The sequence below is a fragment of the Variovorax sp. 05T418 genome (genome assembly GCF_056396385.1).
Window position 1 is genome coordinate 524,696 of record NZ_JBFTLJ010000001.1, and the last position, 17,745, is coordinate 542,440.

The following is a 17,745-nucleotide window of genomic DNA, read 5'->3' on the forward strand; positions in this document are numbered from 1 at the left end:
CGACAAGGCACAGGCACCCATGATCGACATCGACGAATGGACCATCACCAGCGCGGCCCTGAAGGCGCAGGCCGCCACGCCCAGCCCGCGCCTGAAGGCCGTGATGGACAGCCTGGTGCGGCATCTGCACGACTTTGCGCGCGAGGTGCAGCTCACCGAGGCCGAGTGGGCCTGCGGCATCGACTTTCTCACGCGGGTCGGAAAGATCACGGACGACAAGCGCCAGGAGTTCATCCTGCTGTCCGACGTGCTGGGGCTTTCGACGCTGGTCACCGCGCAGTGCAACCGGCGCCCGACGGGATGCACCGAGGCGACGGTGTTCGGGCCCTTCTACGTGCCCGATGCGCCGCAGTACGAGAATGGCGACGACATCTCCAACGGCGCGAGCGGCGAGCCCTGCTTCGTCGCCGGCACCATCCGGGGCATCGGTGGCGAGCCGATCGGCGATGCGAGCATCGACGTGTGGCAGTCCGATGATGAAGGCTGGTACGACGTGCAGCGCCCCGGGCTGGACCATGCGCAGGGACGCGGCCACCTGAAGAGCCTCGAGGACGGGCGCTACCACTTCAAGTCCATCGTGGCCGTGCCCTACGCCATTCCGCACGACGGCCCGGTGGGCCAGCTGCTGGAGCAGCTCGGCCGCCACCCGTGGCGTCCCGCGCACCTGCACTTCATGATCAAGGCGCCGGGCTACGAGCCGCTCATCACCCACGTGTTCCGCTCGGGCGGCAGCTACCTGGGCTCGGACGCCGTGTTCGGCGTGCGCTCTTCCCTCATCGCCGACTGGAAGCGCCACGAGCCCGGCATCGCGCCCGACGGAACGCACATGAAGGTGCCGTTCCACACGCTCGACTACGACTTCGTCCTGAACAACGCATCCAGGGACTAGGGGCATGGAGCGCTTCGTCTACACCGCGAGCCCTTCGCGCATCGTCTTCGGTGCGGACAGCATCGACCAGCTGCCAGCGGAGATCGAGCGCCTGGGCGCGACGCGCGCCCTCGTCCTGTGCACGCCCAACCAGCGCGAGCAGGCGCAAGCCATTGCCGACCGGCTGCCGGGCCGCATCGCAGGGATCTTCGATGAAGCAGCCATGCACGTGCCGATCGAGACCGCGCGCAAGGCACGCGCACTGGCTTCGGAGCTGAAGGCGGATTGCGCGCTGGCGGTGGGTGGTGGCTCCACCATCGGGCTCGGCAAGGCGATTGCGCTGGAGTCCGGCCTGCCGATCATCGCGGTGCCGACGACCTATGCGGGCAGCGAAGCGACGCCCATCTACGGCATCACGGAAGCGGGGCTGAAGAAGACCGGACGCGATGCACGCGTGCTTCCGCGTGTCGTCATCTACGACCCCAGGCTCACGCTGTCGCTGCCCCTGGACCTGACGGTCACGAGCGCGATCAATGCGATGGCGCACGCGGCGGAAGGCCTGTATGCGCACGACGGCAACCCGGTGATCTCATTGATGGCAGAAGAAGGCATCCGCGCCTGCGCGGCGTCGCTGCAACCGCTGCGGGACAACCCGCGCGACCTGCCCGCACGCAGCCAGGCCCTCTACGGCGCCTGGCTGTGCGGCACGGTGCTCGGTGCCGTGTCGATGGGCCTGCACCACAAGCTGTGCCACACGCTGGGCGGCACCTTCGATTTGCCGCATGCGCAGGTGCACACCGTGGTTCTTCCGCATGCGCTTGCGTACAACGCGAGCGCGGCGCCAGAGGCCATGGCGCGCATTGCAAGAGCCCTGGGAACCGCGGAGGCGGCCATGGGGTTCTTCGAACTCGCAAGAACGCACGGCGCTGCCGTGTCGCTGAAGGCTATCGGCATGCCGGCCGCCGGTCTTGAGCATGCAGCCGATCTGGCAGTCTCCAACCAGTATCCGAATCCGCGGCCGCTCGAGAAGGCGGCGCTGCGCGCCCTGCTCGGCCGCGCATGGGAGGGCGCGCCGCCGCAAGCCTGATCAGGTGGCTCGCGCCTGCGGCGCAGGCTCGCGGCTCGACCGTTCATGGAAGAGCCCGAAGATCAGCTCGCGCAGCCAGCGGTTGCCGCTGTCCTGGTGAAAGCGCTCGTGCCACTGCTGGCGGATCTCGAAGGGCCTGACCTCGAACGGCGCGTCGACGCTGTGCAGGTCCGCGCGCGACGCCACCATGGCCTTGGCAAGGCGTGCCGGCGCGGTCAGCAGCAACCCCGACGTGGCGACGATCGACGTCAGGCCGAGCGAATGGGCGGCGGTAAGCACGACCCGCCGCCGGTCGAGCGCGCCGGCCCTCTCCAGGGTTTGCTGGAGCTGCAAGTCGGTGGTGCCCTGGGGCCGGTAGGCAATGTGCTCGGCCGCAAGGTAGTCGTCGAGCTCGATGCGCTCGCGCGCGCCCAGCGGCGACGCCTTCGACATCAGCACGACGAAGGTCTCGTCGAACAGCCGCTGCTGGTAGAACGATGGCCCCATCGCTTCCCAGCTGCCCAGGGCGACGTCGATCTGCCCGTGGAGCATGCGCTGCCGGGCCTCGGCCACGGAGACATCCACGGTTTCGAAACGAACCCCCGGCGCGATGCCGCGCGCGACCGAAAGCAGCTCGGGCACCATGACCAGTTGCCCGATGTCGTTGACGGCGATCCGGAACGTGCGGCTGGAGGTCTCGGGCTCGAAGGTCCGGCCCTGGTCGACCGCCTGCACCAGGCACGCGATGCCTTCCTCGATGGGCGCGATGAGCCGCTCGGCGACCGGCGTGGGCACCATGCCGTCGGCCGAGCGCACGAACAGCGCGTCGTTGAAGCGTTCGCGCATGCGCTTGAGGGCATTGCTCACCGCGGACTGCGTCATGCCGAGGCGGTCGCCCGCGAGCGTGACGCTGCGCGTGGCGTAGATCGCCTGGAACACCAGGAAAAGGTTCAGGTCGATGGAGTTGATGTTCATGGCGCCGCCTCCTTCACCGAACGGTCATTCGTTGTCCAGCACGGCCAGGTTGTCGTAGACCATCCGGAGCATGTCCCGAAGCGATTCGGCCTGCGTGGTAGTCAAGCCGGCCAGCGAGACACGCTCGTAGACCTGGGCCAGCGGAATGATCCGCAGCGTGAGGTCGCGGCCCGCCTCGGTCAGGCTCAGCGCGAGCGCGCGCGCATCCTCGTCCGACCGGTCGCGCACCAGCACGCCGCGCTGCAGGAGGCCATCGACCACCCGCGAGAGCGTGGAAGCGTCCGTCGACGTGTGCAGCGCCAGATCCGAGAGGCGCTGATGCGCCTTGTGGTGCAGCGCCACGCACACCCGCCACTCGGTCAGCGAGAGCTTGAACTGCTTGAGCTCCTTGCTGAACGACTGCCCCATGCGCATGCCTGCGCGGGCAAGCAGGTACGGAATGGCCCGCTCGAGGTCATGGTCCGTTAATTTATCTGCGTTTGCATTCAATTTTGGAGGTGCCTCGGTGCGCGCCTTGCGTGGCTGCGTCGACTTCGCTGCGGTCTGTTTTCTGGTGGCCATACCGAATGCTACAGGCGATTGCCGGCATCGATATAGCGTAAACCCCAAGCATTTATTATTTGCATTTGCAAATTTCATGCGCTTCAATCGAAGCCTTGCCACCGTCGAGTTCCCACCCACCATCCGGAGACCACCAATGACTGAAGCCGCCAACCCCTTTGCCCAACTGGACCGCGTAGACCTCCCCGCTCCGGGCCGAAAGTCGCCCGTGACGGACGCGCCTTCGATCGAAACAATAGCTGCATCTGCAAGCAATCTGGTGCCGATGCTGCGCGAGCGGGCGCAGCAAACCGAACAGGACCGCCGCGTTTCCGAGGCCACCACGCAGGCCTTCCACGACGCGGGCTTCTTCAGGCTGATGCAGCCCGCGCGCTACGGCGGTTACGAGTACGGGTTCACTGCGTTCATCGACGTGGTCAGCGAGTTGGCGCGGGGCTGCACCTCGTCATCGTGGGGCTGCTCGCTCGGCGCCATCCACCAGTGGCTGGTCGCGATCTTTCCGGAAGAGGCGCAGGACGACGTCTGGCGCAAGGACCCGCGCGCGATCGTCTGCGGCTCGTATGCGCCCGCGACCATGGCCGAGAAGGTCGACGGCGGCTATCGGGTGCAAGGCAAGTGGCTCTTTGCCTCGAACGTGGACAACTCGCAGTGGGCCTTGCTGGGCGTGCAGTTTCCGCCTGAAGAAAAAGGCGCCCCGCCGACAGCCGGCTTTTTGCTCGCGCCGCGCTCGGACTGGGCCATCGAGGACAACTGGCACGTGGCCGGCCAGGCAGGCACCGGGTCCAAGGCGATCGTCATCGACAAGCCGGTGTTCATTCCGGGGCACCGCAAGCTGACCTTCGCGGAGGCATCCTCCAACAATCCGCCGGGCGCCAAGGTCAACGCGAATCCGATCTACCGCATCCCCTTTCTGTCGGCGGTGCCGGTCTGCCTGGTGTCGCCGATCGTCGGCACCGCGCAAGGCGCGGTCGACGAACTGATCGCACTGGCCGGCACGCGCGTCACCCGGGGCGCCGTGGCCGGCGGCGGCAGCCGGCTCAGCGAATTCTTTCCCGTGCAGTCGCGCCTGGCCGAAGCCTCGGCCAGCGTCGATGCGGCGCGGCTGCTGCTCTATCGCGACACCGCGCAGGTGGAGCAGATGGCCGTGGACGGCCACGTCATCAGCATCGAGCAGCGGATCCGCAACCGGCGCGACCATGCCTTTGCCGCGCGGCTCTCGCGCGATGCCGTCGAGGCGGTGTTCGCGAGCGTCGGAGGCGCGGGCCTGTCGCTGAACCAGCCGATCCAGCGCATGTGGCGCGACACGAATGCGATCTCGCGCCACATCAGCCTCAACTGGGACGCGGTCTCCTCGATGGTGGGCCAGTACCTGCTCGGCCTGGAGCCGAAGGGCCAGTACTGACCGAGGCACCGGCCATGTACTCCTGGGCTCTCATCACGGGCGACGCGGCCGAGACGGTCGATGCGCGCCAGCTGCGGCAGGCGCTCGGCGCCTTTCCCACGGGGGTGTGCCTCGTGACCACCACCACGCCGGACGGCAAGCGCGAAGGCATGACGATCAACTCCTTCGCATCGGTGTCGCTCGACCCGCCGCTGATCCTGTGGAGCATCCGCGACGACACGCGCAGCGCCGATGCATTCCTGGCGACGCGGCCGTTCAACCTCAGCGTGCTGACCGCCGGGCAGCGCGAGCTGGCCTGGCATTTCGCCAAGCCCGCGGCCGACAAGTTCGAGCGCTTCGCCGAAGCCTTCGAGATCGGGTCCAACGGATGCGCTCGGCTCGTCGAGAGCGTCGCGACCTTCGAGTGCTCGACCTACTCGCGCCACCAGGAAGGTGACCACACCATCATCCTCGGCCGCGTGGAGCGCTTCTCGCGGACCGATGTGCCACCCCTGCTTTTTCATTCAGGCCAGATGGGCTCGCTGTGGGAGCTTGCCGAGACCCTGGCGCGGCCGCAGGGCGGAGGCAGTTGATCGCGCCGGTGCCCTCGCCTATGCGGGGCTCAAGGTCCGCACCATCTGCTCGTACATCGCATCCACCGCGGGCGAGCGCAGCGACACCTTGCTGCGCAGCGCCGCCACATCCATCGACTTGAGCCTGGGCAGGTCGAAGCCGCTGGGCAGGTTCTGCAATATCTGCAGGTGGGCCGGAACGCTGCAGCGCGTGAACACGGCGACGGCCAGGCCGCTCTCCACGGCCGCGAGCTGGCCGGCGAGGCTGGAGCTGTGATAGACGATGCGATAGGCGCGCCGCCTGGCGGCCAGGCTTGAGAGCGCGGCAGTTCGGGCCATGCTGCCCGCCTCGTAGACGGCGATCGGCAACGGATTGCGGCGCCAGGCTTCATGCTGCGCCGTGCCCACCCACACCAGCGGTTCGTGGAACAGGAGCTGTCCGCGTTGCGGCTTGTCGCGAGAGACCAGCGCCAGGTCGAGCTCGCCCCGCGCGATCTTGGGAATGAGGGAGGTCGACTGCTCGCAGGTCAGCTCGATTTCCACGCCCTTGTAGCGGCCGGCAAAGCTGCGCAGCACCGGCGTCAGGTAGGTGGAGGCGTAGTCGTCCGGCACGCCGAGCCGCACGCGGCCCGCGAGCTCCGGTCCGAACATGGCGTTCTGCGTTTCCGACTGCAGTTCGAGCATGCGGCGCGCATAGCCCAGCAGCTGCGCGCCCGCCGGCGTCACTTCCAGGTGCCGCGGGCCTCGCAGCAGCACGGCCTGGCCGAGCGCGTTCTCCAGCTTCTTGATCTGCATGCTCACCGCCGACTGCGAGCGGTGGACCAGCGGTGCCGCGGCAGAGAGCGAGCCGGCATCCACCACCGCCACCAGGGCGCGCAGCCAGTCGATCTGGAGATCGGGATATTTCATCGTCGCGCTTCTCATTCGATGTTCGAATGATAGGCCTTCGAACTATGCGCTTTACGCCGCTGTCGCATGGGCGGACGATCGCCTTCATGCAAAAGAAGGCAGTCCAGGTGCACCCCGCGTTCGCGGCGACGCGCCGGCAATCGAAACGGGAGAGCACGGGGCAATGGCTGCTGATTGCCGGCGGCGTGCTGCTCGGCACGATCGGCGTCTTCGTGGAAGAGGCGCACCAGCATCCGCTGGTCACGGTGCTGTTTCGCTGCGCCTTCGGTGCATTGGCGCTGCTCGCATGGGGCTTGGCAACCGGCCGAACGAACGAGCTGCGGCTGCGCGGCAAGAGCGGATGGATCGCCTGCGCGACGGGCTGCCTGATGGTGCTGAACTGGGCGCTGTTCTTCGCGGCGATCCCGCGCATCTCGATTGCGGTGGCCACCATTGTTTTTCACATCCAGCCGGTGTGGATCATTCTCTTCGGCGCACTGGTCCTGCGCGAAGCCGTGTCGCCGCGCCAGTGGGCCGCCACACTGGCCGCACTGTGCGGCCTCGCGCTGACGACCGGGCTTTTCGGCAACATGGCATCGGTGGCCTCATGGGGCAGCGGCTACACGCTCGGCCTGCTCATGTGCCTGGGCGGATCGCTCTGCTATGCCGCGGTGACCATCCTCGCCAATACGGAAAAAGCCATCACGTCCTACGCGCTGGCCTGGTGGCAGTGCCTGATCGGCGTTGTTGTCCTGGCGTGGGTGCCTCTTGTGTTCGGCTGGCCGGATTCGGCGCCCGCCTGGGCGTGGCTCGCGGGCCTGGGCGTGTTGCACACCGGGCTGGCCTACGCCCTTCTCTTTGCGGGCATGGCCCGGCTTTCGCTCGGCAGGATCGCCGTGCTGCAGTTCGTGTACCCATTGACTGCGGTGCTGGTGGACTGGGGTGTGTACGGGCGCCGCTTGAACGGGGTCCAGCTTACGGGTGTCGCGCTGATGGCGGCAGCGCTGTGGACGATCAAGCAGCCGAAGCAGAATGCGGCGGGCGGCGGCTGATGGCTCACTCGCGTGCGCGGCCGCTGCATGGCGGCGCTTCGTTGGCATGCTTGAGGTAGGCGATCAGGTCCGCGCGCTCTGCGGCGTCGGGCACGCCGTCGTAGGTCATGGCGGTGCCGGGCACCATGGCCAGCGGCTTGGCCAGGAAGCGGTCGAGCGTCTTGTCGTTCCAGACGATCTTCGATTTCTTCATGGCCTCCGAGTAGGCGAAGCCGGGCACGCTGCCGGCCAGCCGGCCGAACAGCCCGCAGTGCCGGGGCCCGACGCGGTCGACCGCCAGCGCATGGCAGGCCAGGCAGCGCGCGTAGACCTGCTCGCCGCGCACCGCGTCGGGCACTGCCCACGCGTGCGCGGCCGCGGCCAGTGCGGCGGCCGCAAGGAGCCACCGGCCTGAGCTCATGACATGAAGGCCGAAGGCACGGGCGTTTCGCCGAGTGCCTGCCGCAGCACGGCCCAGTGCATCGCCTCGTCGCCAAGAATGCTCGCAGCCGCCTTCGACAGGTCGCGATTGCCGAACAGCGGCACGGCACCCAGGTACGCGCTCACGGCACCCTGCTCCAGCTTGGCCGCAAAGCGCAGCACGTCGGCCTGCGACTTCAGCTGCTCCAGCGGAAAGCCGTAGCTGGCCTTGGCCGCCACGGCATGGCCGCCGAGCTTGGCGACCGTCTTGGCGAGCAGGTCCGCATGCGCCTTGTGGTGGCCCTGGAAGCTCAGCGCCAGGTCGAGCACGGGCTTCTCGAGCAGCTTGCTCTCGGCCCCGGCCTGGTAGGCCGCAATGGCCTCGAGTTCGGCGGCAAGCGCGGTGTTGAGGATCTGCACGTCGTTGCCGGTGGCGCCGCCGGTCTTGGCGGCCAGGGCATCGCGGCCGGCCAGCAGCGCGACCGCGGCACCGGACAGCACCAGCCCCGACTGGCCGAGGAACATGCGCCGCGCGGCGACGGGAGAAGTCATTTGAAAGAAGGACATGGTTGTTTTCCTCGTAGTGATCGTGGGTAAGAGCTTCAGGGGCGGGGTGATTCCCGCCCGTCGGCCAGGCTCGCCAGCACACGCGCCACGATGCGATCGCAGCGCGCGCCGTCGAATGAAAATGCATCGCCCACCGCCACGTCGATGTCGCGGGACAGGCCTTCGCGCAAAAGGCTGCGCGCGCGGAAGAAGCGGGTGCGCACGGTGGCTTCGGGCAGCGCCAGGGCCGCGGCCGTTTCCTCGACGCTCATTTCCTCGACCGCCCGCAGCATGAAGACGGTGCGGTAGGCATCGGGCAGGCGATCGATGCGGCGCTCCATCAGCCGCCGAAGTTCTTCCCGCATGGCGTGGCGTTCCGGTTGTTTGTCGGGATCGTCGGCGGCGGCCGATTCGGGCTCGTCTTCATCGAAGCCGGGCGCGGCGGCGCCGTCGAGCGGAATCACCTGCGCACCGCGGCGCCGCAGGCGCCCGAGGGCCTCGTTGATCACGATGCGGACCAGCCAGGTCGAGAGCTGCGCATCGTCGCGGAAGCTGCCGATGGCGCGCCAGGCGCGCAGGTAGGCGTCCTGCAGCGCGTCCTCGGTTTCTTCGTCGCTCTTGAGGATGCTGCGCGCCGTGCGGAACAGCAGCTGGTTGTGGCGCCGCATGATGCACTCGAAGGCCGGCGCATCGCCTTGCGCGGCGCGCGCCGCGAGTTCGCGGTCGGAGCCCTGTGCGGGGCTCGCCGATGCGGCAACTGGGGAGGGGGCGGCGTGGGACATGTGTGCTTCTCTTTCCCATTGGATGAAGCAGCCCCGCGCCGCGTTTCAATTATTTTTGCTCGATGGCGCGAGTTCGTCGGCATAGCAGACCGGCGAGGACAGCATCACGCGTTCAGGAAAGCGCAGTGCCCGGCCCCGCAGCGAGGCCGCCGCGTCCGATGCGAGCTGGTGCAGGCGCCTGCTGGCGCTGGCGATCTTCTCCAGCGGTGCCGTGCCTTCGGCCTCACCTTCGCCCTCGCGCGCCTGCAGGGCCGCGGCACCCAGAACGGCGCCCTGCGCGCCCGCAGCCAGCGCGGCGGCAATGTCCGCCCCATCGGCAATACCGCCCGCGGCGAGCACCGGAACCGACGCCAGCACCAGCACATCCGCAAGAATGGCAGCCAGCGGCTGCGCACCGCGCACGGCGTCGCCGGCCTCCCGGCCCTGCACGATCAGGATCTGCGCCCCGGCGCCTTCTGCTTCGCACGCGCCGCTGACCGATGACACCTGGCAGGCCACCACCACCCCGGCTTCGCGAAGCTGCCGCACGGCGGTCCTGGACAGCGCGCCGAGCAGCCCGGCCACCGGCACGCGCAGTTCGATGCAGGCAGCAATCTGCGCGTCGAGCAGCGCCGGCTCCGTGGCGGCCGGATTCAATTCAGCGCCGAAGTGCCGGTCCGTGTGCGCCCGCACCGCCAGCACCTCTTCGCGGAGGCGCGCAGGCGGCGCCTCCGACGTGCCGAGAAAGCCGAAGCCGCCGGCCTGCGTCACGGCCGCGACCAGTTCGGGGTCGGCCGCGCCGGCCAGCACCAGCGGGAGGCTGCACTTGAGCAGCTCGCACACCGGCCGGTGCAGCGCCGCGGCGGATTCGGGCGCCGAAGCCTGGCGGGAACTGGACATGGGCGGCTCCTTGTCTTGCCTTGGCTAACCTGCTTCCTCGACAAACGCCTCTTCGCGCTTCGATCTGATCGAGGGCAGGAGCACGATCAGCAGCAGCGCGACCGCGCCCGCCAGCAGCCCCGCGGAAATCGGCCGCGAGACGAACACGCTCCAGTCGCCGCGCGAGAGCAGCAGCGCGCGCCGCAGGTTCTCTTCCATCATCGGCCCCAGGATGAGGCCGAGCAGCAGCGGCGCCGGCTCGCATCCGAGCTTGATGAAGGTGTAGCCCACGACACCGAAGATCGCCACCAGCCAGATGTCGAACACGTTGTTGTTGGTCGAGTACACGCCAATCGCGCAGAACAGCACGATCGCCGGGAACAGCCACCGGTAGGGAATGGTCAGCAGCTTGATCCACAGGCCGATGAGCGGCAGGTTCAGGATCACCAGCATCAGGTTGCCGATCCACATCGAGGCGATCAGCCCCCAGAACAGCTCCGGGTTGCTGGTCATCACCTGCGGGCCCGGCTGGATGTTGTGGATCGTCATGGCGCCGACCATCAGCGCCATGACCGGGTTGGGCGGAATGCCCAGCGTCAGCATTGGAATGAAGGAGGTCTGCGCACCCGCGTTGTTTGCGGCTTCGGGCCCGGCCACGCCGCGGATGTTGCCCTTGCCGAAGGGCACTTCGCCCGCCTTGAGCTTGATCTTCTTTTCGAGCGTGTAGGCCGCAAAGGCCGACAGCGTGGCGCCGCCGCCCGGCAGGATGCCCAGCGACGAGCCCAGCGCGGTGCCGCGCAGCACGGCCGGAAACATGCGCTTGAAGTCTTCCTTGGTGGGCATGAGGCCCGTGACGCTGGCCGTGAAGACCTCGCGCTCGTCCTCGGGCCGGGCCAGGTTGGCAATGATCTCGCCGTAGCCGAACACGCCCATGGCGATCGCGATGAAGCCCAGGCCGTCGGTCAGTTCCGGAATGTCGAAGCTGTAGCGCGCCACGCCCGAATTCACGTCGGTGCCGACCAGGCCCAGCAGCAGGCCCACCATGATCATGCAGATGGCCTTGAGCAGCGAGCCCGAGGCCATCACCACCGCGCCGATCAGGCCCAGCACCATGAGCGAGAAATACTCGGCCGGGCCGAACTTGAAGGCGATCTCGGTCAGCGGCGGCGCGAACGCGGCAAGGATCAGCGTGCCCACGCAGCCCGCGAAGAACGAGCCCAGGCCCGCGGCCGCGAGCGCCGGTCCGCCGCGCCCCCGCTTGGCCATCTGGTGGCCGTCGATCACCGTCACCACGGACGACGATTCGCCCGGCAGGTTGACCAGGATGGCGGTGGTCGAGCCGCCATATTGCGAGCCGTAGTAGATGCCCGCGAGCATGATGAGCGCGGCCACGGGCGGCAGCGCGTAGGTGGCCGGCAGCAGCATGGCAATGGTGGCCGTCGGGCCGATGCCCGGCAGCACGCCGATCAGCGTGCCCAGCAGGCAGCCGATGAACGCATAGACCAGGTTCTGCAGCGTCACCGCGGTGGAAAAGCCGAGCGACAGGTGGTTGATCAGATCCATCATGGGTGGTGCCTCGCGCTCAGCCGGTGATGAAGGTGGGCCACACCTGGAACTGCAGCTTGAGTCCCACGATGAAGGTCAGGTAGCTGCCGATGGCCAGCACGGTTGCCAGCACCAGCGACAGCTTCATCGAGAAGTTGGCACCGGCCATGCAGGCCACGATCACCAGCGCATAGATGGCGAGGATCAGGCCCATGGCCGGCAGGCCGATGCTGCGCAGGCCCGCCAGCAGGATGCCGAACAGCAGGTTGGCGCCGATGATGAAGCCGAGCGGCTTCCATGCGATCTTTCCGACCGGCTCGCCGTCGGACGTGGGGCCCGTGAACGCGGTGGCAATCACCACCAGGCCCAGCAGGGTCAGCAGCACGCCCACGATCAGCGGGAAGTAGCCCGGCCCCATGCGGGCCGCACTCCCGACGTTGTAGTTGGCGGCGCCCAGCGCGAACGCCGCGCCGACGCAGGTGAACATGATGCCCGAGAAGAAGGTCTTCTGGCTCTTGATCTGCATACGCAATCTTTCTCTCTCTCGAATGGAATGGATACGGCAACCCGCACTGATGCACGGGCAACGGCAGCGGACAACGGGGAAGTGCGCGCGGCATGCCGAGAAGGCAGCCGGCATCGCACAGGTCAGGTTCAAGTCAGATGCATCATGTTATGAGGTTTATTGCATCACATTGTGAGTAATTACCCTGCGTCGGAATCGGGCCGGCTGCTACATTGCTTTCCGTTCGCACAATCATTCTTGGAAAGTTCATGGCCAGCCAACGGGGATCCATCGAGAAGCAGCACTTCGAGGCACTGTCCGACTTCAGATTCAGGCTGCGCAGCTTCCTTCGCTTCAGCGAAGACGCGGCGCGGGAGGAAGGCATCACCGTCCTTCAATACCAGTTGATGCTCCACACCCAGGGCTTTCCCGGCCGCGAGTGGGCCACCATCAGCGAGATCGCCGAGCGACTGCAGGCCCAGCACCACGGCGTGGTCGCCCTGGTGTCGCGCTGCGAGGAGGCCGGCCTGGTCAAGCGCAAGCCCAGCCATGCGGACCGGCGCCAGGTCGAGGTCCATCTGCTGGCCGCGGGACGCAGGAAGCTGGAACGGCTCGCGGTGCTGCACGCGGACCAGGTGGCCGAACTGGCCAAGGTGGTGGCGCTCGCCAGCAAGGGCGGCGCCTAGCAGGCCGCTGCGGGTTTCTCAACGCAGGGGGCGAACCGAATATGTCATGAAATGATATATTCGAGGGCTGGCCTCGGATGAGGCAGATCGACTCTTCCCGAACAGCCATGACTCCAGTCCCCCACCCGCCCCGCGGCGACTTCGCCCTCAATGCGCGCCTGCTGCGCATCACCGTCATGGCCATCGTGGTCGGGGCGGTCAGCACCGTGGCCGCGCGCGTGCTGCTCGACCTGATCCGCTTCTTCACCAACCTGTTCTTCTTCCAGACCTTCTCGCTGGCGGACCGCTCGCCGGCCGGGCACACGCTGGGCGCCTGGGTCATTGCGGTGCCGGTGATCGGCGGGCTGATCGTGGGGCTGGTCGCACGCTACGGTTCCGACAAGATCCGCGGCCACGGCATTCCCGAGGCGATCGAGGCGATCCTGTTCGGCAAGAGCAAGATGTCGCCGAAGGTGGCGCTGCTCAAGCCGCTGTCCTCGGGCATCGTGATCGGCAGCGGCGGCCCGTTCGGCGCCGAAGGGCCGATCATCATGACCGGCGGCGCCATCGGCTCGCTGATCGCGCAGCACTTCCATCTCACGGCCGCCGAGCGCAAGGCGCTGCTGGTGGCCGGCGCCACCGCGGGCATGACGGCGGTGTTCGGCACGCCGGTGGCGGCCGTGCTGCTGGCGGTGGAACTGCTGCTGTTCGAGCTCCGGCCGCGCAGCCTGCTGCCGGTGGCCGTGGCCTGCGCGGTGGCGGGGTTCACACGTCCGCTGCTGATGGATGCCGGCCCGCTGTTTCCGCTGCAGACCGCGGTGCCCGGCCCGCTCGCGATGCTCTCGTGCGTGGCCGCGGGGCTTCTGTGCGGCGCATTGTCGGCCTCGCTCTCGATCTCGCTCTACAAGGTCGAAGACCTGTTCGGTAAGCTGCCGATCCACTGGATGTGGTGGCCGGCGATCGGCGGCCTGGCGGTGGGCATCGGCGGCTACTTCGAGCCGCGTGCATTGGGCGTGGGCTACGACGTGATCGGCGATCTGCTGCACAACCACCTGGCGCTCGGCGTGGTGGCCGCGCTGCTCGCGGTGAAGGCGGTGATCTGGGTCATCTCGCTGGGCTCGGGCACTTCGGGCGGCGTGCTTGCGCCGCTCCTGATGATGGGCGCGGGCCTGGGCGTGGTGCTCTCGCACGTGCTGCCCGGCAACGACCCGATGCTGTGGCCGCTGGTCTGCATGGCCGCCACGCTGGGCGGCGTGATGCGCGCACCGCTCACCGCCACCATCTTCGCCTTCGGGCTCACGCACGACAGCAATGCGCTGCTGCCGCTGCTGACCACCTCCGCCGTGGCCTATGGCTTCACGGTGCTGACCATGCGCCGCTCGATCCTCACCGAGAAGATCGCGCGCCGCGGCTATCACATCTACCGCGAATACGGCGTCGATCCGCTCGAGCGGCACTCGGTGGAAGAGGTCATGACGCGCGAGGTGCGCAGCATCGACGCGGCCCTGCCGGTGGCGCGGGCGCTGTTCGAGCATTTCGGCGACGGCCAGGCCCACCGTGCGTTCCCCGTGGTGCGCAACGGCGCGGTGATCGGCGTGGCGGACCGCGCGATGCTGGCCGCGTGCGGCACGCGCGATCCCATTGCCACCGTGGGCGACGCATGCGCCGACGTGCCGCTGTTCTTTGCGCTGCCGGGCGAGAACTGCCGCGCGGTGGCCACGCGGCTCGCGCGCCATCGGCTCGAGCGGCTGCCCGTGGTGAAGGACGCGCAGTCGCTGGTGCTGGTGGGCATCGTGGCGCGCAGCGACCTGATCAAGCCTTCGCTCGCGCACTTCGACGAGGAAGAAAAGCGCGAGCGGATGCGCGGGCTGCCGTGGCAGGCCTGATCCTGCAAGCCCTACATCAATCGCAATCCGCGCGCGAACTGCATCGAGGTCTTCACGAACTTGGGGGCGTCGCTCATCTGCGCGAGCTCGGCGAGGCCTTCCTCGGTGATGCGCCTCACCGTCGCAATGCGCGATGCGGCATCCCGGCCAGCGGGCCTCACGGGTGCGAACTCGGCCTCGATCAAGCCCGTGGCCACGAGCACCGAGACGATCCGCACTTCCTCCGGAAGCGCGACTCGGACAGGCAGCAGCGTGTGCTGGAGCCTCAGCAGGAACAAGAGCGGCATTCAGTCCTCCGATTGCCGGCGTTTGTTCGACCCAAAGAATGCCGGCTTTTCTTGGTCTGGAAAATGTAGCCTTAAGTACCCTTTCCTGCATCTGGCCACACGGCATAGCCCGTGCGCGCGAGGCGGCGGGGCGAAGCAAAGCTCAGCGCGGCGTCACGAGGTCCCGCCGCAGGCTCCAGATGCAGGCCCCGAGGCGAAGCAGTTCCTCGACCCGGCGGTCGTGGAACGGGCTTTGTGCATCCTCCTGGGCGATGAGAGCGGCGATGTGGTCGAGGGCGTCGGCAGGCGTAAAGCCGAGGCCGGCGCGCGCCATCTCGATCACGGTCACCAGGGCCTTTGTCTTCTCCATGCGGAAATGATGCCCAAGAAACGCGCAAAAACAATACGCAGTTTCGTTTTAATAATTAGTTCTTATAACTAGTTGGGTGCGCTGGCGGCAAGGTGGATGCTCTCAGGGCAGGAGTTCGAACTTGAGGTCGGCCAGCGGCGTGACCTTTTCTTCGCGCACCATCTTGTATTCGGTGTTCGGGCCGAGCCACTTGGCCCAGATCTTGTCGAGCTCGCCCGACTTCTCGAGCGCGTAGAGCGCGCCGTTCACCTTGGCCAACAGCACCGGCTCGTCCTTCTTCATGCCGATGCCGATGGGCTGCAGCACCATCGGCTCCTTGATCATCTTGAGCGCCACGCCCTCGGTCTTCGATTGATTGACCAGTTTGGTGATGGTCATGGTGTTCGCGACCATGCCGACCGACTTGTTCTGCTGCACCGCCATGAAGGCCGAACCGGTGTCCTGGAAGGTCACGGGCTCCGAGCCGTTCATCTTGATCGACAGCTCCGAGGTCGATCCCTTGGTCGAACTCAGGCGCTTGCCCTTGAAGTCGGCCTTGGCGGCACCCGGGTCGGAGGCTTTCACCGCGAGCATTTCCTTGGCCACGTAGTACGGGTCGCTGAACTGGATCTGCTCGCCGCGGCTCTTGGTGTAGGCCAGGTTGGCAATGGTCACGTCGACGCGCCCGAGCTTGACCTCGGGCACGCGCGCTTCCACCGAGAGCGGCGTGACCTTGGCCGTCAAGCCGAGTTCCTTGGCCAGCGCGTGGCACAGGTCGACGTCGTGGCCCACCATCTCGCGCGTCTTCGGATCCGGCGCGGCGAAGGGCGGAACGTCGGCGAAGGTGCCGCAGCGCAGCTCCTTGCGCGCGCTGATGTCGCTCCACTGGTCGGCATGCGCCAGCAGAGAGGCGGCGCAAAGACAGGTTCCGATCGTGGTGAGGCGGAAGACGTTTCTGTTCGACATGGTGAGCTCCTGAGGAGATGCTGGGGGAAGAAAAAAATCAGTGCGCGCGCAGGTCCGACAAGAAGCGCTGCGCACGCGGATGCTGCGGACTCTTGAAGAAGGCCTCGGGGTCGGCCTTCTCGAGGATGCGGCCCGCGTCCATGAACCAGACGCGGTCGGCCACCTCGCGGGCGAAGTTCATCTCGTGCGTGACGCACATCATGGTCATGCCGTCGTGGGCCAGGCCGCGCATCACCGACAGCACTTCGCCCACCATCTCGGGGTCGAGCGCGCTGGTGGGCTCGTCGAACAGCATCGCAGGCGGCTCCATGGCCAGCGCGCGCGCAATCGCCACGCGCTGCTGCTGTCCGCCCGACAGCTGCGCCGGGTAGGCGCCTGCCTTGTTCGACAGGCCCACGCGCTCGAGCAGCTGCGCCGCCCTCGCCTTTGCGTCGGACCGCTTCACGCCCAGCACCCGCATGGGCGACAGCATGATGTTCTCCAGCACCGAGAGATGCGGAAACAGGTTGAAGCTCTGGAACACGAAGCCGATGCGGCTGCGCAGCTTGTTGAGCGCCGCGCTGCTCATGGGCGCGTGGATGTCGTGGCCGTCGAACAGCAGTTGGCCCGACTTCACTTCCTCCAGCCGGTTGACGGTGCGGATCAGCGTGGACTTGCCGGAGCCCGAAGGGCCGCAGACCACCACCACCTCGCCCTTCTTGACCTCGGCGTTGACGTCGGCGAGCGCCTGGTAGTCGCCATACCACTTGTTGATGTTGGAGAACAGGATCATGGTGTCATCCCCTGCGGGGTGTGGAACGGGGTTCATGGCGCTGTCTCCTGGTCTTGTGGTCGATGGCCGTCGAGCGCGGCCTCACGGGTTTGCTGCCACCGGCGGCGGCAGCGAAACACCGTCTTCGGATGTCTTCACGGAAGCTGCACCGAGCCGCTTGTGGGCAATGCGCCGCTCCAGCCACTGCGCGAGCTGCGTCAGGCTGAAGCAGACGACGTAGTACGTCATCGCCAGGATGAAGAACACCTGGAACGGCTTGGTCAGCAGCTGGTTGTTGATCTGGTTGGCCGCGAAGGTCAGCTCCTGCACGTTGATGACGTAGCCCAGCGTGGTCTCCTTGATGGTGGAGATGAACTGGCTCAGCATGCTCGGCAGCATGTTGTAGAGCGCCTGCGGCAGGATCACGAACCACATCGTGCCCAGGTGGCTGTGGCCGAGCGCGCGCGCCGCTTCGGCCTGGCCCTTGGGCAGCGCCTGGATGCCGGCGCGCACCACCTCCGACAGGTAGGCGCCCTCGTAGATCACCAGCGTGCACAGCATGGTGGTGAAGCCCGACACATCGCGCCCGATCAGGATCGGCACCAGGAAGTAGACCCACAGGATCACCATGAGAAGCGGCACGCCGCGCACCACGTAGACCAGCACCGTGGCCGGCCAGCGCAGCAGGCGCCAGGGCGACAGCCGCGCGAGCGCCAGCAGCACAGACAGCGGAAACGCCAGCACGATGCCCAGCACCGACAGGATCAGCGTGGCGACGATGCCGCCGAGCGGCCCGCTGGGGTACTGGCCGACGAGCAGCAGCAGCCAGTTGTCGCGCAGGATTTCAAAGACGCTGAACATGGC

The 17,745-nt window shown here is 67.3% G+C and carries 21 protein-coding genes; 7 read left to right on the forward strand and 14 right to left on the reverse strand.

From position 1 onward, the window contains the following. Positions 1–19: 19 nt before the first annotated feature. Positions 20–889: an intradiol ring-cleavage dioxygenase gene (locus AC1DMS_RS02585; protein WP_278878825.1), complete on the forward strand. Its 870-nt coding sequence runs from the start codon at positions 20–22 to the stop codon at positions 887–889. A gap of 4 nt (positions 890–893) precedes the next feature. After that, positions 894–1,955, forward strand: coding sequence for a maleylacetate reductase (locus tag AC1DMS_RS02590; RefSeq protein ID WP_278878827.1), 1,062 nt, complete (start codon positions 894–896; stop codon positions 1,953–1,955). Here AC1DMS_RS02590 and AC1DMS_RS02595 read toward each other — a convergent pair whose 3' ends face one another. Together AC1DMS_RS02595 and AC1DMS_RS02600 are read right to left on the reverse strand one after the other, a co-directional pair. Beyond that, positions 1,956–2,909 (reverse strand): LysR family transcriptional regulator, encoded by a 954-nt coding sequence (locus tag AC1DMS_RS02595; RefSeq protein ID WP_278878829.1) that lies wholly within the window; start codon positions 2,907–2,909, stop codon positions 1,956–1,958. It lies immediately after the preceding gene. 24 nt (positions 2,910–2,933) lie between these two features. After that, positions 2,934–3,470: a MarR family winged helix-turn-helix transcriptional regulator gene (locus AC1DMS_RS02600; protein ID WP_278878831.1), complete on the reverse strand. Its 537-nt coding sequence runs from the start codon at positions 3,468–3,470 to the stop codon at positions 2,934–2,936. Positions 3,471–3,606: 136 nt separating this feature from the next. Here AC1DMS_RS02600 and AC1DMS_RS02605 point away from each other — a divergent pair, with 136 nt between their 5' ends. Both AC1DMS_RS02605 and AC1DMS_RS02610 read left to right on the forward strand, forming a co-directional pair. After that, a complete protein-coding gene (locus AC1DMS_RS02605; protein WP_278878833.1) occupies positions 3,607–4,872 on the forward strand; it encodes an acyl-CoA dehydrogenase family protein in 1,266 nt (421 codons plus the stop codon). A 14-nt stretch (positions 4,873–4,886) separates the two neighbouring features. Beyond that, complete coding sequence (locus AC1DMS_RS02610; RefSeq protein WP_278878834.1) at positions 4,887–5,444, forward strand: flavin reductase family protein; 558 nt, start codon at positions 4,887–4,889, stop codon at positions 5,442–5,444. Between the two features lie 18 nt (positions 5,445–5,462). Here the strand turns inward: AC1DMS_RS02610 and AC1DMS_RS02615 are convergent, their stop codons facing one another. Beyond that, entirely contained in the window at positions 5,463–6,332 is an 870-nt protein-coding gene (locus tag AC1DMS_RS02615) for a LysR family transcriptional regulator (protein ID WP_369664600.1), read from the reverse strand. 44 nt (positions 6,333–6,376) lie between these two features. Here AC1DMS_RS02615 and AC1DMS_RS02620 point away from each other — a divergent pair, with 44 nt between their 5' ends. Then, positions 6,377–7,363 (forward strand): DMT family transporter, encoded by a 987-nt coding sequence (locus AC1DMS_RS02620; RefSeq protein ID WP_369664601.1) that lies wholly within the window; start codon positions 6,377–6,379, stop codon positions 7,361–7,363. A gap of 4 nt (positions 7,364–7,367) precedes the next feature. Here the strand turns inward: AC1DMS_RS02620 and AC1DMS_RS02625 are convergent, their stop codons facing one another. Genes AC1DMS_RS02625 through AC1DMS_RS02650 form a run of 6 tightly spaced genes read right to left on the reverse strand, consistent with a single transcriptional unit; the run spans position 7,368 to position 12,019 of the window. Continuing rightward, positions 7,368–7,763, reverse strand: coding sequence for a c-type cytochrome (locus AC1DMS_RS02625; protein ID WP_369664602.1), 396 nt, complete (start codon positions 7,761–7,763; stop codon positions 7,368–7,370). Next, positions 7,760–8,329: a ferritin-like domain-containing protein gene (locus tag AC1DMS_RS02630; protein WP_062365352.1), complete on the reverse strand. Its 570-nt coding sequence runs from the start codon at positions 8,327–8,329 to the stop codon at positions 7,760–7,762. The genes AC1DMS_RS02625 and AC1DMS_RS02630 overlap by 4 nt, the downstream gene beginning before the upstream one ends. Positions 8,330–8,364: 35 nt before the next feature. Beyond that, positions 8,365–9,090 (reverse strand): RNA polymerase sigma factor, encoded by a 726-nt coding sequence (locus AC1DMS_RS02635; RefSeq protein WP_278878840.1) that lies wholly within the window; start codon positions 9,088–9,090, stop codon positions 8,365–8,367. 45 nt (positions 9,091–9,135) lie between these two features. Further along, positions 9,136–9,969: a nitronate monooxygenase gene (locus AC1DMS_RS02640; RefSeq protein ID WP_369664603.1), complete on the reverse strand. Its 834-nt coding sequence runs from the start codon at positions 9,967–9,969 to the stop codon at positions 9,136–9,138. A 24-nt stretch (positions 9,970–9,993) separates the two neighbouring features. Next, positions 9,994–11,511 carry a tripartite tricarboxylate transporter permease gene (locus AC1DMS_RS02645; protein WP_026283938.1) on the reverse strand — a complete coding sequence of 506 codons (1,518 nt, stop codon included), beginning with the start codon at positions 11,509–11,511 and terminating at the stop codon, positions 9,994–9,996. A gap of 19 nt (positions 11,512–11,530) precedes the next feature. Next, positions 11,531–12,019 carry a tripartite tricarboxylate transporter TctB family protein gene (locus AC1DMS_RS02650; RefSeq protein WP_015866396.1) on the reverse strand — a complete coding sequence of 163 codons (489 nt, stop codon included), beginning with the start codon at positions 12,017–12,019 and terminating at the stop codon, positions 11,531–11,533. Positions 12,020–12,267: 248 nt separating this feature from the next. Between AC1DMS_RS02650 and AC1DMS_RS02655 the strand changes: the two genes are divergently transcribed. Then, positions 12,268–12,684 (forward strand): MarR family winged helix-turn-helix transcriptional regulator, encoded by a 417-nt coding sequence (locus tag AC1DMS_RS02655; RefSeq protein ID WP_018904145.1) that lies wholly within the window; start codon positions 12,268–12,270, stop codon positions 12,682–12,684. Positions 12,685–12,791: 107 nt separating this feature from the next. After that, a complete protein-coding gene (locus AC1DMS_RS02660; RefSeq protein WP_307596047.1) occupies positions 12,792–14,549 on the forward strand; it encodes a chloride channel protein in 1,758 nt (585 codons plus the stop codon). Positions 14,550–14,560: 11 nt separating this feature from the next. Here the strand turns inward: AC1DMS_RS02660 and AC1DMS_RS02665 are convergent, their stop codons facing one another. The 5 genes from AC1DMS_RS02665 to AC1DMS_RS02685 all read right to left on the reverse strand — a co-directional run bounded on the left by AC1DMS_RS02665 (position 14,561) and on the right by AC1DMS_RS02685 (position 17,742). After that, positions 14,561–14,836 carry a hypothetical protein gene (locus tag AC1DMS_RS02665; RefSeq protein ID WP_015866393.1) on the reverse strand — a complete coding sequence of 92 codons (276 nt, stop codon included), beginning with the start codon at positions 14,834–14,836 and terminating at the stop codon, positions 14,561–14,563. A 142-nt stretch (positions 14,837–14,978) separates the two neighbouring features. Then, entirely contained in the window at positions 14,979–15,185 is a 207-nt protein-coding gene (locus AC1DMS_RS02670; protein WP_018904142.1) for a hypothetical protein, read from the reverse strand. A 102-nt stretch (positions 15,186–15,287) separates the two neighbouring features. Beyond that, a complete protein-coding gene (locus tag AC1DMS_RS02675) occupies positions 15,288–16,130 on the reverse strand; it encodes an ABC transporter substrate-binding protein (protein WP_018904141.1) in 843 nt (280 codons plus the stop codon). A gap of 37 nt (positions 16,131–16,167) precedes the next feature. Further along, positions 16,168–16,902, reverse strand: a complete 735-nt coding sequence (locus AC1DMS_RS02680) for an amino acid ABC transporter ATP-binding protein (RefSeq protein ID WP_018904140.1) — start codon at positions 16,900–16,902, stop codon at positions 16,168–16,170. 81 nt (positions 16,903–16,983) lie between these two features. Continuing rightward, positions 16,984–17,742 carry an amino acid ABC transporter permease gene (locus AC1DMS_RS02685; RefSeq protein ID WP_015866389.1) on the reverse strand — a complete coding sequence of 253 codons (759 nt, stop codon included), beginning with the start codon at positions 17,740–17,742 and terminating at the stop codon, positions 16,984–16,986. Positions 17,743–17,745 lie beyond the last annotated feature (3 nt).

Excerpts from the sequence above, each read along its gene's own strand:
- AC1DMS_RS02655 (WP_018904145.1), top strand. The coding sequence starts at position 12,268 with ATGGCCAGCCAACGGGGATCCATCGAGAAGCAGCACTTCGAGGCACTG.
- AC1DMS_RS02630 (WP_062365352.1), bottom strand. The coding sequence starts at position 8,329 with ATGTCCTTCTTTCAAATGACTTCTCCCGTCGCCGCGCGGCGCATGTTC.
- AC1DMS_RS02590 (WP_278878827.1), top strand. The coding sequence starts at position 894 with ATGGAGCGCTTCGTCTACACCGCGAGCCCTTCGCGCATCGTCTTCGGT.
- AC1DMS_RS02645 (WP_026283938.1), bottom strand. The coding sequence starts at position 11,511 with ATGGATCTGATCAACCACCTGTCGCTCGGCTTTTCCACCGCGGTGACG.
- AC1DMS_RS02600 (WP_278878831.1), bottom strand. The coding sequence starts at position 3,470 with ATGGCCACCAGAAAACAGACCGCAGCGAAGTCGACGCAGCCACGCAAG.
- AC1DMS_RS02640 (WP_369664603.1), bottom strand. The coding sequence starts at position 9,969 with ATGTCCAGTTCCCGCCAGGCTTCGGCGCCCGAATCCGCCGCGGCGCTG.
- AC1DMS_RS02615 (WP_369664600.1), bottom strand. The coding sequence starts at position 6,332 with ATGAAATATCCCGATCTCCAGATCGACTGGCTGCGCGCCCTGGTGGCG.
- AC1DMS_RS02685 (WP_015866389.1), bottom strand. The coding sequence starts at position 17,742 with ATGTTCAGCGTCTTTGAAATCCTGCGCGACAACTGGCTGCTGCTGCTC.
- AC1DMS_RS02670 (WP_018904142.1), bottom strand. The coding sequence starts at position 15,185 with ATGGAGAAGACAAAGGCCCTGGTGACCGTGATCGAGATGGCGCGCGCC.
- AC1DMS_RS02605 (WP_278878833.1), top strand. The coding sequence starts at position 3,607 with ATGACTGAAGCCGCCAACCCCTTTGCCCAACTGGACCGCGTAGACCTC.
- AC1DMS_RS02595 (WP_278878829.1), bottom strand. The coding sequence starts at position 2,909 with ATGAACATCAACTCCATCGACCTGAACCTTTTCCTGGTGTTCCAGGCG.
- AC1DMS_RS02610 (WP_278878834.1), top strand. The coding sequence starts at position 4,887 with ATGTACTCCTGGGCTCTCATCACGGGCGACGCGGCCGAGACGGTCGAT.
- AC1DMS_RS02665 (WP_015866393.1), bottom strand. The coding sequence starts at position 14,836 with ATGCCGCTCTTGTTCCTGCTGAGGCTCCAGCACACGCTGCTGCCTGTC.
- AC1DMS_RS02680 (WP_018904140.1), bottom strand. The coding sequence starts at position 16,902 with ATGATCCTGTTCTCCAACATCAACAAGTGGTATGGCGACTACCAGGCG.
- AC1DMS_RS02635 (WP_278878840.1), bottom strand. The coding sequence starts at position 9,090 with ATGTCCCACGCCGCCCCCTCCCCAGTTGCCGCATCGGCGAGCCCCGCA.
- AC1DMS_RS02650 (WP_015866396.1), bottom strand. The coding sequence starts at position 12,019 with ATGCAGATCAAGAGCCAGAAGACCTTCTTCTCGGGCATCATGTTCACC.
- AC1DMS_RS02625 (WP_369664602.1), bottom strand. The coding sequence starts at position 7,763 with ATGAGCTCAGGCCGGTGGCTCCTTGCGGCCGCCGCACTGGCCGCGGCC.
- AC1DMS_RS02620 (WP_369664601.1), top strand. The coding sequence starts at position 6,377 with ATGCGCTTTACGCCGCTGTCGCATGGGCGGACGATCGCCTTCATGCAA.
- AC1DMS_RS02660 (WP_307596047.1), top strand. The coding sequence starts at position 12,792 with ATGACTCCAGTCCCCCACCCGCCCCGCGGCGACTTCGCCCTCAATGCG.
- AC1DMS_RS02675 (WP_018904141.1), bottom strand. The coding sequence starts at position 16,130 with ATGTCGAACAGAAACGTCTTCCGCCTCACCACGATCGGAACCTGTCTT.
- AC1DMS_RS02585 (WP_278878825.1), top strand. The coding sequence starts at position 20 with ATGATCGACATCGACGAATGGACCATCACCAGCGCGGCCCTGAAGGCG.